This is a genomic window from Demequina litorisediminis (assembly GCF_030161615.1).
Lineage (GTDB): Bacteria > Actinomycetota > Actinomycetes > Actinomycetales > Demequinaceae > Demequina > Demequina litorisediminis.
Genome location: NZ_BSUN01000001.1, coordinates 2,643,143 through 2,654,986, shown reverse-complemented (window position 1 = coordinate 2,654,986; position 11,844 = coordinate 2,643,143). Strand labels below are relative to the sequence as shown.

The 11,844-nt window shown below is 67.8% G+C and carries 3 protein-coding genes, 1 tRNA gene and 5 pseudogenes; 2 read left to right on the top strand and 7 right to left on the bottom strand.

Going from position 1 to position 11,844, the window contains the following annotated elements; all coding sequences use genetic code 11:
• Positions 1–7: 7 nt before the first annotated feature.
• Positions 8–683: pseudogene (locus QQK48_RS16210) on the bottom strand (ANTAR domain-containing response regulator).
• Here QQK48_RS16210 and QQK48_RS16205 point away from each other — a divergent pair.
• Both QQK48_RS16205 and QQK48_RS16200 read left to right on the top strand, forming a co-directional pair.
• Positions 656–729, top strand: a tRNA-Leu gene (locus QQK48_RS16205). The pseudogene QQK48_RS16210 and the gene QQK48_RS16205 sit on opposite strands and share 28 nt — an antisense overlap.
• A gap of 113 nt (positions 730–842) precedes the next feature.
• Positions 843–1,298 carry a methylglyoxal synthase gene (locus tag QQK48_RS16200; protein ID WP_284329123.1) on the top strand — a complete coding sequence of 152 codons (456 nt, stop codon included), beginning with the start codon at positions 843–845 and terminating at the stop codon, positions 1,296–1,298.
• A 79-nt stretch (positions 1,299–1,377) separates the two neighbouring features.
• On the opposite strand, the pseudogene pyk reads toward QQK48_RS16200, so the two are convergent.
• From pyk to trpB, 6 genes and pseudogenes are all read right to left on the bottom strand, one after another.
• Positions 1,378–2,802 (bottom strand): annotated as a pseudogene (gene pyk, locus QQK48_RS16195) (pyruvate kinase).
• 23 nt (positions 2,803–2,825) lie between these two features.
• Positions 2,826–4,296: pseudogene (locus tag QQK48_RS16190) on the bottom strand (glutamate synthase subunit beta).
• Positions 4,289–8,834, bottom strand: a pseudogene (gene gltB / locus QQK48_RS16185) (glutamate synthase large subunit). The pseudogenes QQK48_RS16190 and gltB overlap by 8 nt, the downstream one beginning before the upstream one ends.
• Positions 8,835–8,844: 10 nt before the next feature.
• The gene (gene lgt, locus QQK48_RS16180; protein WP_284329122.1) at positions 8,845–9,903 is read right to left on the bottom strand and encodes a prolipoprotein diacylglyceryl transferase; all 1,059 of its coding nucleotides are present in this window, start codon (positions 9,901–9,903) and stop codon (positions 8,845–8,847) included.
• Positions 9,881–10,687, bottom strand: a complete 807-nt coding sequence (gene trpA, locus QQK48_RS16175; RefSeq protein ID WP_284329121.1) for a tryptophan synthase subunit alpha — start codon at positions 10,685–10,687, stop codon at positions 9,881–9,883. Before trpA ends, lgt begins: the two co-directional genes overlap by 23 nt.
• Positions 10,684–11,820 (bottom strand): annotated as a pseudogene (gene trpB, locus QQK48_RS16170) (tryptophan synthase subunit beta). The gene trpA and the pseudogene trpB overlap by 4 nt, the downstream one beginning before the upstream one ends.
• Positions 11,821–11,844: the final 24 nt, after the last annotated feature.

The following is an 11,844-nucleotide window of genomic DNA, read 5'->3' as shown; positions in this document are numbered from 1 at the left end:
GCGGTTGCTACTTGCCACCCATCTGCTCGATGACGGCCTCCGCAACCTCCTTCATGGTCAGGCGACGGTCCATCGAGGTCTTCTGGATCCAGCGGAAAGACTCGGGCTCGTTGAGCCTTCATCTTCTCCATCAGCAGACCCTTGGCGCGCTCCACCTTCTTGCGGGTCTCCATGCGGTCCGTGATGTCGGCGATCTCCGACTCGAGAGCGCGAATCTCAATGAAGCGCGAGGCCGCGATCTCGACCGCGGGCAGCAGGTCGGCGGGAGTGAAGGGCTTCACCACGTAGGCCATGGCGCCTGCATCGCGCGCACGCTCGACGAGTTCGGTCTGCGAGAAAGCCGTCAGAAGGACCACGGGAGCAAGACGCTCCTGCGCGATCTGCTCGGCGGCAGAAATGCCGTCCATCACGGGCATCTTGATGTCCATGACAACCACGTCGGGCTTGTGCTCCCGAGCGAGGGCCACACCCTCTTCACCGTTCGCGCCCTCACCGACCACGTCGTAGCCGCCCTCACGGAGGGTTTCCACGATATCCATGCGGATAAGGGCCTCGTCTTCGGCGACGACCGCGCGACGCTTCTTGCTCGCGGGGGTGTTGATCTGCTCGGATGTGCTGTTCGTGTCTGTCACAGGCGCTAGCCTAGTCTCCGCTGGCCCCGATAGCCCAACTGGCAGAGGCATACGGCTCAAACCCGTACCAGTGTGGGTTCGAATCCCACTCGGGGCACCGCACCAGCCGGCATCGGCCCTCCTATCTGGAGGGCCGATGCGGCACGGCGATGTCCACCTCCCCTCCTGTCGCCTGCGATACTCAACGCAACGATTTCAGGAGGTTCACCGATGGCACGGATCGCCGCACGGCACATTGCGCTCGTCGCGCACGACAACAAGAAGGCCGAGCCTGCTGGAGTGGGCAAGCTTCAACAAGGGTTCGCTCGCGCCGCATCACCTGTACGCGACCGGCACCACCGGAACGCTCCTCGAACACGAGTAGGGCTGCCGGTGCACCGTTTCCTCTCGGGCCCCATCGGTGGTGACCAGCAGATCGGCGCCAAGATCGCCGAGGGCGGCATCGACATGCTGGTGTTCTTCTGGGACCCGCTTGAGGCGCAACCCCACGATCCCGACGTCAAGGCGCTCTTGCGACTCGGTGCGGTGTGGAACATCCCGATGGCCTCCAACGTCGCCACGGCCGATTTCCTGATCTCTTCTCCTCTGTTCCGGGAGGACTATCAGCGAGCCGCGCCCACGCTGCCCGACCGCGATGCACGGAACTTCTCTCCCAAGCGCTCCTGATCGCCGCATCGGCCGATCATGACGAAGGGCCCGCCGCACCACATGGGTGCGACGGGCCCTTCGTGATTCAGGCTGGCGGTTAGCCGCGCACCTGGCCAATCTTGTGGACGAACACCGAGTTGGTGGTGCCGGGCATGCCCACGGGCGTGCCGGACACGACCACCACGTAGTCGCCGTCCTCGACGAGGCCATCGGCCTTGAGCCTTGGCGTCGACCATGTTCACCATGTCGTCCGCGGTCTCCGCACGGTCCACGAGGCGAGCGTCGACACCCCAGGACAGCGCCAGGCGCTTCTGGGTCTTGGCGTCGGGGGTGAACGCGAGCATCGGCACGCTCGGGCGCAGGCGGGCCATACGCACGGCCGAGTCACCCGACTGGGTGAACGTCACGATGTACTTGATGTCGAGCACGTTGGCGATCTCGGCCGCCGCGTGCGTGACGGCGCCACCGCGCGTCTTGGGGGTGGTGAGGAACGGCGCGATACGCGAGTACCCCTTCTCCTCCGTGTTGCGCACGATGCGGGCCATGGTCTCGACGGTGACGATCGGGAAGTCGCCGACCGAGGTCTCGCCCGAAAGCATGACCGCGTCGGTGCCGTCCAGGATCGCGTTCGCGCAGTCCGAGGTCTCGGCACGGGTCGGCACGGGCGAGTGCGTCATCGACTCGAGCACCTGGGTGGCGACGATGACGGGCTTCGCGTAGGCACGGCACAACTCGATGGCGCGCTTCTGCACCAGCGGCACCTCTTCGAGCGGAAGGCTCCACACCGAGGTCACCACGGGCGACCATGATGCCGTCGAACGCGTCGACGATCTCCTCGAGGTTGTCGACAGCCTGGGGCTTCTCGACCTTGGCGACGACGGGCAGGGTGATGCCCTCCTCGGCCATGATGCGGGCGACGTCCTCGTAGTCCTTGGCGGAACGCACGAACGACAGCGCGATGAAGTCGGCGCCGATGTTCAGGCCCCAACGCAGGTCGTCCTCGTCCTTCTCCGACAGCGCGGGAACGGAAACGGCCACGCCGGGGAGGTTGATGCCCTTGTTGTTCGACACGGGGCCGGGCACGACGACCTTCGTGACGACGTCGGTGCCGTCCACAATGTCGGTGACCTCAAGGCGCACCTTGCCGTCGTCGATCAGGAGGGTGTCGCCGACGGAGCAGTCGCCGGGCAGGCCCTTGAACGTGGTACCGCAGATGTCCTTGGTACCGACCACGTCGCGGGTGGTGATGGTGAAGACGTCACCAATCGCGAGCTCGTGGGGGCCGTCCGCGAACTTCTCGAGACGGATCTTGGGGCCCTGCAGGTCGACGAGGACGGCGACGTTGCGGCCGGCCTCCTGCGCAGCCTGACGGACGTTGTTGTACACCGCCTCGTGCTCCTCGGTCGAGCCGTGGGAGCGGTTGATACGGGCGACGTCCATGCCCGCGTTCACCAGGCTCGCGCATCCGCTCGATCGGCGCGGTGGCCGGCCCGATGGTGCAGACGATCTTTGCTTTACGCATGTTCTCCAACCTCAGTCGTTCTCTTAGGCGCGAATCGCGACCGTGCGCGCCGTCACAGGTGCCGGCAGGCTCGGTGCTACCGGTCAGGTACTCGTCGATGGCTGCGGCGGCCGCTCGGCCCTCCGCAATGGCCCACACCACCAACGAGGCGCCGCGTCCTGCGTCGCCAGCAACGAACACGCCGTCCGTCGAGGTGTGGAAGTCGTCCGTGCGCTCGATGCGCCCCCGGTCCGTGACGGCCACGCCGCCCTGTGCGTTCAGGCTCATCCGTCTCCGGGCCGGTGAAGCCCATCGCGATGAGCACGAGGTCGGCGGGGATCTCCCGCTCCGTCCCCGGGGTGGGGGTGCGGGAGCCGTCCTCGTTGTACTGCGTGACGGCGACCTTCAGCGAGCGCACGTGGCCCGCCTCGTCGCCGACAAACTCGACGGTCGACGCGAGGTACTCGCGCTCGCCGCCCTCCTCGTGGCTCGACGACACCTCGAACACGCGGGGGTCGGTGGGCCACGGCTCACTCTCGGGGCGATCGACTGGCGGCTGCTGGCCGATGGCGAGCGTCGTCACCGACGCGGCCTTCTGACGCAGCGCGGTGCCGATGCAGTCGGAGCCCGTGTCGCCACCGCCGATGACGATGACGTGCTTGCCTTCCGCGGTGATCTGGTTCTCGACCACGTCGCCGGCTGCGGCCTGGTTGCCCTGGTGCAGGTACGGCATCGCGTAGTGGATGCCGCCCAGGTGACGGCCGGGCAGCGGCAGGTCACGCGGCTTCGGAGCACCGGTCGCGACGAGCACGGCGTCGTAGCGCGCACGCAACTCGTCCCACGTGATGTCCTCGCCGATGCTCACCGACGTGCGGAAGCGGGTGCCCTCGGCCTCCATCTGCTCGACGCGGCGGTCGATGACGACCTTCTCGAGCTTGAAGTCGGGCACGCCGTAGCGCAGCAGGCCGCCGATGCGGTCGTCCTTCTCGTACACACGCACCGTGTGTCCGGCCCGAGTCAACTGCTGCGCGGCGGCGAGGCCCGCGGGCCCCGAGCCGACCACGGCGACGGTCTTGCCCGTGAGGCGCTGCGGCACGAACGGCTTGACGTTCCCGTCCTTGAACGCGTGGTCGATGATCTCGGCCTCGATGTTCTTGATCGTGACCGCGGGCTGGTTGATGCCGAGCACACAAGAAGTCTCGCACGGAGCAGGGCAGATGCGCCCGGTGAAGTCCGGGAAGTTGTTGGTGGCGTGCAGGCGCTCGATGGCATCCGACCAGTGGCCCTCACGGACCAGGTCGTTCCACTCGGGGATGATGTTGCCCAGCGGGCAGCCCTGGTGGCAGAACGGGATACCGCAGTCCATACAGCGGCCGGCTTGGCGGCGCAGGGTCGGCTCGTCCTTGGTGAGGCTCGTCCTTGACGTCCTTCCAGTCCAGCAGTCGCACCGGCACGGGACGCGAGGCTCGGAAGCTCACGCTCGCGGTGCTTGAGGAATCCGCGCGGGTCAGCCACGGCTCGTCACCTCCAGGAACTCGGCCCACGCACCGGGGGCGTTGAGGTCGCCTCCCGAGGCGTCAAGGTCCGCAAGCACTTCGCGGACGCGTGCGTACTGGGCGGGCAGGACGCGGGTGAAGCGTCCCTTGATCTCTTCCCAACGCGTGAGCAGGTCGCGACCGCGCGGGGACTCGGTCTCCTCGACGTGGCGAGCGAGCAGGCTGTGCACGATCACCTCGTCCTCGGCATCGAGCGGCGACAGCGTCAGGCTCGCCGCTCGCGATGGCCTGAGCGTTGACGCGCTCGGGCCGCAGGTCAAGGACATACGCGGTGCCACCGGACATGCCAGCGCCCAGGTTCCGGCCTGTGCGGCCGAGGATCAGCGCGGTGCCGCCGGTCATGTACTCGAGGGCGTGATCGCCGACACCCGCCACCACAGCCGTGGCGCCAGAGTTACGGACCAGGAAGCGCTCGCCGACCTGGCCGCGCAGGAAAAGCTCTCCCCGGTGGCGCCGTAGCCGATGACGTTGCCCGCAATGACGTCCTTGGAATCGTCCATCATGGACTCGCGCGCGGGGCGCACGACGATCCGTCCACCCGACAGGCCCTTGCCGACATAGTCGTTCGCGTCACCAAGGAGCCGCAGCGTGATGCCGCGCGGCACGAAGGCGCCGAACGACTGGCCCGCCGAACCGTGGAACGTCACGTCGATGGTGTCGTCCTCAAGGCCCGCGCCGCGGTAGCGCTTGGTGACCTCGTGGCCGAGCATCGTGCCCACCGTGCGGTTGACGTTGGAGATCGGCAGGTCAATGGTGACCTTCTCGCCGCGCTCCAACGCCGTCTGCGCCTGGGCAATCAGCGTGTTGTCGAGAGCGTGCTCGAGTCCGTGGTCCTGTGTGGTCGCGCTGGTGATGGCGCGGCCGGGCTCGGGGCGAGCGAGCACCGGAGCGAGGTCGAGACCTGCGGCCTTCCAGTGGTCAATCGCCTTGCGTGCGTCGAGCGCCTCGACGTGACCCACCGCTTCCGCGATGGTGCGGAAGCCGAGCGCCGCAAGGTGCTCGCGGACCTGCTGCGCGATGAACTCGAAGAACGTCACCACGAACTCGGGCTTGCCGGTGAAGCGGCTGCGCAACTCGGGGTTCTGGGTGGCGACACCGACGGGGCAGGTGTCGAGGTGACACACGCGCATCATGATGCAGCCCTCGACGACGAGCGGCGCCGTCGCGAAACCAAACTCCTCGGCTCCCAGGAGCGCGGCCACGACCACGTCACGACCGGTCTTCATCTGGCCGTCAACCTGCACCACGATGCGGTCGCGCAGGTCGTTCAGCACCAGGGTCTGCTGGGTGTCGGCGAGGCCGATCTCCCACGGCACACCCGCGTGCTTGAGCGAGTTCAGTGGGCTTGCGCCCGTGCCACCGTCCTGGCCCGAGATCAGCACCACGTCGGACTTGCACTTGGCCACGCCCGCCGCGATGGTGCCCACGCCGACTTCCGACACCAACTTGGTGTGGATGCGCGCCGCGGGGTTCGCGTTCTTCAGATCGTGGATGAGCCTGCTTGAGGTCCTCGATCGAGTAGATGTCGTGGTGCGGGGGCGGCGAAATGAGCCCCACGCCGGGAGTCGAGTGACGCGTTTCGGCGACCCACGGGTAGACCTTGTTGCCGGGCAGGTGACCGCCCTCGCCGGGCTTGGCGCCCTGGGCGAGCGATCTGAATGTCGTCGGCGTTCACGAGGTACTCGCTGGTGACACCGAAACGGCCGGACGCGACCTGCTTGATCGAGCCGCGACGCTCCGGGTCGTACAGGCGCTCGGGGCTCTCGCCACCCTCGCCGGTGTTGGAGCGTGCGCCGAGCCGGTTCATGGCAATCGCGAGGGTCTCGTGCGCTTCGGCCGAGATAGACCCGTAGGACATCGCGCCCGTGTTGAAGCGCTTGACGATCTCGCTGACGGGCTCAACCTCGTCCAGGGCAACAGGCTCGCGGTCCGACGAGAACTCGAGGAGACCGCGCAGCGTCATGAGCCGCGTGGACTGATCGTCGACCCGGTCCGTGTACTCACGGAAAACGTCGTACTGACGGGTACGCGTCGCGTGCTGCAGGCTTGAACACCGTGTGCGGATCGAAGAGGTGCTCTTCGCCGTCGCGACGCCACTGGTACTCGCCGCCGGTGTTGAGCCGCTCGTGCGGGGGCAGGTCGCCGGACGCCGGGTAGGCATCGGCGTGGCGACGCGCCACCTCTTCCGCGATGACGTCGAGGCCTGCACCATCCACCTGGCTCGGGGTGCCGGTGAAGTGACGGTTGACCAGGCTCGCGAGAAAGCCCGAGCGCCTCGAACACCTGTGCACCGCGGTACGACTGGATGGTCGAGATGCCCATCTTGGACATGATCTTGAGGACGCCCTTGCCGAGCGCCTTGATGTAGTTCTTGACCGCCTTGGAGGGCTCGATGTCGCCGAGGTAGCCGCGCTCCCCCAGGTCCTCGATGGTCTCCATCGCGAGGTACGGGTTCACCGCGGCACAGCCGTAGCCGATGAGCAGGGCCACGTGGTGGACCTCGCGCACGTCTCCGGCTTCGACCAGCAGCGACGCCCTGGTCCGGGTGTGGTTGCGCACCAGGTGGTGGTGGACCGCAGCGGTCAACAGCAGCGACGGAATCGGCGCGAAGTCCTGGTTGGAGTCGCGGTCCGACAGCACGATGAACGACACGCCCTCGCGGATCGCCTGGTCGACCTCGTCGAAGATGTCGTCCAGCCGGCGCTCGAGACCCTCGTGACCATCGGTTACGCGGTACAGGCCCCGAATCTTCCGTGCCGAGAACACGCCCTTGAGACGCGGGTCGGCGTCAATGTGGAGCACCTTGGCGAGCCTCGTCGTTGTCGATGACGGGGAACTCGAGCATGATCTTGCGGGCGTGCTCGGGCGTGGCGGCCAGCAGGTTCGGCTCGGGACCGATCGCGCCCGAGATGGCAGTGACAATCTCCTCGCGGATCGCGTCCAGCGGCGGGTTCGTCACCTGCGCGAACATCTGGGTGAAGTAATCGAACAGGAGCCGGGGACGGCTCGACAGCACCGCGATGGGCGTGTCCGATCCCATGGCACCCAACGGCTCGGCACCCTCGATCGCCATCGGCGACAGGATGCGCTTGAGCTCTTCCTCCGTGTAACCGAAGGCGCGCTGGCGGCGCTTGACGGACGCCCGCGAGTGGACGATGTGCTCACGCTCGGGTGACTCGGACAGGCGCACCGCGTTCTCGGAGACCCACTGCTCGTAGGGGTGCTCGCCCGCCAGGTGAGACTTGATCTCCTCGTCCTCGATGATGCGTCCGGCTGCGGTGTCCACCAGGAGCATGCGGCCGGGCTGCAGGCGGCCCTTGCGGACCACCTTGGCGGGGTCGATGGCCAGCAAGCCCGCCTCGGAGCCCGCGATCACCAGGCCGTCGTCGGTCAGCCAGAAACGCCCCGGGCGCAGGCCGTTGCGGTCGAGCGTTGCACCGATGACGGTGCCGTCCGTGAAGTGCAGCGCTGCAGGGCCGTCCCACGGCTCCATGAGGGCCGAGTGGTACTCGTAGAAGGCCCGGCGCGCGGGGTCCATCTCGTCGTTGTTCTGCCACGCCTCGGGCATCATCATCAGCACGGCGTGGGGCAGCGAACGGCCGCCGAGGTGCAGGAGCTCCAGCACCTCGTCGAACGACGCCGTGTCCGATGCCGACGCCGAGCACACGGGCATCAACGTGCCCAGGTCGCCCAGCAGGTCCGACTGCAGCGTGCCCTCGCGCGCGGCCATCCAGTTGCGGTTGCCCTGGACGGTGTTGATCTCACCGTTGTGAGCGATGCCGCGCAGCGGCTGAGCGAGCGGCCACGAGGGGAACGTGTTGGTAGAGAAGCGCGAGTGCACCAGCGCCAGGCTCGGACGCGAACAGTTCATGCGTCACGTCGGGGAAGACCTGCTCAAGGCGATAGGTCGTGAGCATTCCCTTGTAGGTCAGGGTGCGGCTCGACAGCGAGGCGAAGAACGGCCCGCCGTCGCGCTCGGCGAGCCTTGCGGACGCGGTACACGCGGCGGTCCAGGCTCGATGCCGGAGAGGCTCATCGGCGGCCACAAACACCTGACGGAAGACGGGCATCGCCGCACGCGCGGAGGGCCCGAGGGGCTCGGGGTTGACGGGCACGTCGCGCCAGCCGATGACGCGGACCCCTTCAACCTCAGCGGCGCGCGCAAAGGCAGCCACCTCATCGGCCTCGGTGCCGGGGGTGAGGAAGGCGATGCCGACGGCGTAGCGGCCGGCCTCGGGAAGGCTCGAAGTCCACGACCTCACGCAGGAACGCGTCGGGGATCTGCGTGAGAATGCCCGCGCCGTCTCCCGTCTCGGTCTCGGCACCCACGGCGCCACGGTGCTCGAGGTTCTTCAGCGCCGTGAGCCCCGCGTCAACAATGTCGCGTCCGGGCGTGCCACGGAGCGTCGCCACGAAGGCGACACCACACGCATCATGCTCGTACGCGGGGTTGTAGAGCCCATACGCGGGCTGCGAGGCGCCAAGAAGCGCTGCCATCACACCGTCCTTAACCGCCCACGGGGACACGTGGGCTTACTGGTATTGGGGCGCCGTCGGCCCGGTGAACACACGGGTGTTCAGCGTACCGCCTTGAGGCCCCAGGTAAAGAATCGTCTATGAGTTGTTCTGGTCTTCGGGACGATCGTCCCCGGCCGCGGCGTCTTCCGCGTGGTCGGCATCCTCGGAGGCCGTGCCTTCCGCGTCCGCGGGCACCGCGAGGGCGCTCAGCGCGAGCCTGCTCACGCGGCACGTGAACGCCGCTCGCGCGCTGACGCATGCCAAGCACGACGTACGCGACGATCGCGAGGAGGAGCACCAGCACCGATACCCACACGTTGACGCGGACCCCGAGGATGTGAACGGCCGTGTCGATGCGGACCATTTCGATCCACAGGCGACCCGAGACATACACGATCACGTAGAGCCAGAACACTCGGCCGCCGCGCAGGTCGCGCTTGCGGTCGAGCCAGATGATGAGGAACGCCCCCGCAAGGTTCCAGACCATCTCGTACAAGAAGGTCGGGTGGAACGTTGCGAACTGCTCGTAGCCCTCCGGTCGGAAGGCAGGGTCGATCTCGAGCCCCCACGGCAGGTCGGTCGGACCGCCGAAGAGCTCTTGGTTGAAGTAGTTTCCCAGGCGGCCGATGGCCTGAGCGATCAGCACTCCGGGCGCCGCGGCATCGGCGAACGCCGTGAACCGCGCGCCGTGGCGCCTGGCTCCAATCCACGCGCCGAGCGCACCGAGCGCGACGGCGCCCCAGATACCGAGGCCACCCTCCCAGATCTTGAGCGCGTCGACCGGGTTGCCGTTCTCGCCAAAGTAAGGGCCGGGCGTCGAGATCACGTGATAGAGCCGACCGCCGATGATGCCGAACGGGATGGCCCATAGCGCGATCTCTCCGACGAGATCAGGGTCGCCACCGCGCTCCACCCAGCGCTTCGTGGTCAGCCACAGGGCCACCACGATGCCGATGATGATGCAGATCGCGTAGGTGTGAATGGTGAGTGGGCCAACGCTGAACGACGCCCACTCGATGGGCGGGCTAGGGATCGAGGCCCGGATCACGCCTCACCCCTGACGCCCGCGGCGAGTTCCTCGACCTTGGCGCGCAGCGCCGCCAGGTCTCCCCGTCGCCGAGCGCCTTCACGAATGCCGAGCCCACGATGACGCCGTCCGCGTACTGCGCGACCTGCGCTGCCTGGACACCGGTCGAGACTCCAAGCCCCACGCAGACCCGCTCGGCGCCCGCCTCGCGGGTGCGGCGCACCACGTCGGCGGCGGCGTCGCCCACCGACGCGCGCTCACCCGTGACCCCCATGAGGCTCGTGGCGTAGACAAAGCCTCGAGACGCATCGGCCGTGAGCTTCATCCGCTCGCGAGTGGTGGACGGAGCGCTCAGGAAGATGGTGTCGACGTCTCGCTCGCGCGCCGCCGCGATCCACTCGGGCGCCGCGTCGGGAGTGAGATCGGGCGTAATCACGCCCGCGCCGCCTGCCGCGACGAGGTCGTCGGCGAAGCGCTCCCAGCCACGGCTCAGCATGAGGTTGGCGTACGACATGATGACGGCCACGGCGCCAGCCTCGGCGACGACGTTGACCGCGCGGAACGCATCGTCCACGCGGACGCCGTGCTCGAGCGCCGTCGCGGCCGCGTGCTGGATAACGGGGCCGTCCAGGAGCGGGTCGGAGTACGGCGGACCCACTTCGACGATGTCGCAGCCGGCCTCGACCAGCACACGCATCGCCTCGAGCGAGGTCTCGACAGTCGGGTAACCCACGGGGAGATAGCCGACGAGGACGGCACGTCCCTCGGCCTTCGCCACGTCGATCCGTGCGGTGATCGCGCTCACACCTGATCCTCCGGCATCATGTCGAACCAGCGAGCCGCCTGCTCGACGTCCTTATCGCCGCGGCCAGACAGCGTGACCAGCAGCGTCGCCTCGGGACCCAGGCTCGCGGCCAAGGCGGATGGCTCCGGCGAGCGCATGCGACGACTCGATGGCGGGAAGAATGCCTTCAGTTCGGGTCAGAAGACGGAAGGCCTCCATCGCCTCGGCATCGGTGACGGGCCAGTACTCCGCACGGCCGATGCTCGCGAGCCACGTGTGCTCGGGGCCGACTCCTGGGTAGTCGAGTCCCGCGGAGATGGAGTGGGAGGGCTGCGTCTGGCCTTCCTCGTCCTGCAGGATGTAGGACATGGACCCGTGAAGGATGCCGGGGCGTCCACCGGTCAGCGTTGCGGCGTGGCGGCCGGTCTCGACACCGTCGCCCGCTGCCTCGCAACCGATGAGGCGCACGTCGGCATCGTCGAGGTAGGCGTCGAAGGAGCCGATCGCGTTGGACCCGCCTCCCACGCAAGCGAGGACCGCATCGGGCAGCCCACCGAGCGCAAGCATCTGCTCGCGCGACTCCACGGAGATGACGCGCTGGAAGTCTCGCACCATGGCGGGGAACGGGTGCGGGCCGGCCGCGGTGCCGAAGACATAGTTGGTGGTGTCGACGTTCGCCACCCAGTCGCGGAAGGCCTCGTTGATGGCGTCACGGAGGGTGCGGGTGCCCGTAGCGACGGGAATCACCTCGGCACCCAGCAGGCGCATCCGAGCGACGTTGAGCGCCTGACGCTCCGTGTCTTCCTCGCCCATGTAGATCACGCAATCGAGATCCATGAGCGCCGCGGCGGTGGCCGTCGCCACGCCGTGCTGACCCGCACCGGTCTCGGCGATCACGCGCTTCTTGCCGATGCGCTTGGTAAGCAGGGCCTGGCCGAGCACGTTGTTGATCTTGTGCGAACCGGAGTGGTTGAGGTCTTCACGCTTGAGGAAGACGCGCGCGCCGCCGGCGTGGCGGGCGAAGCGCGGCACCTCGGTGATGATCGACGGGCGGCCCGTGTAGTCGCGTGCGAGGCGCACGAGGCTCTTCATTGAAGGCCGGGTCGACGCGGGCCTTGTCGTAGGCGTCGGTCAGGCTCGTCGAGCGCGGCCATCAGCGCCTCGGGAACGAAGCGCCC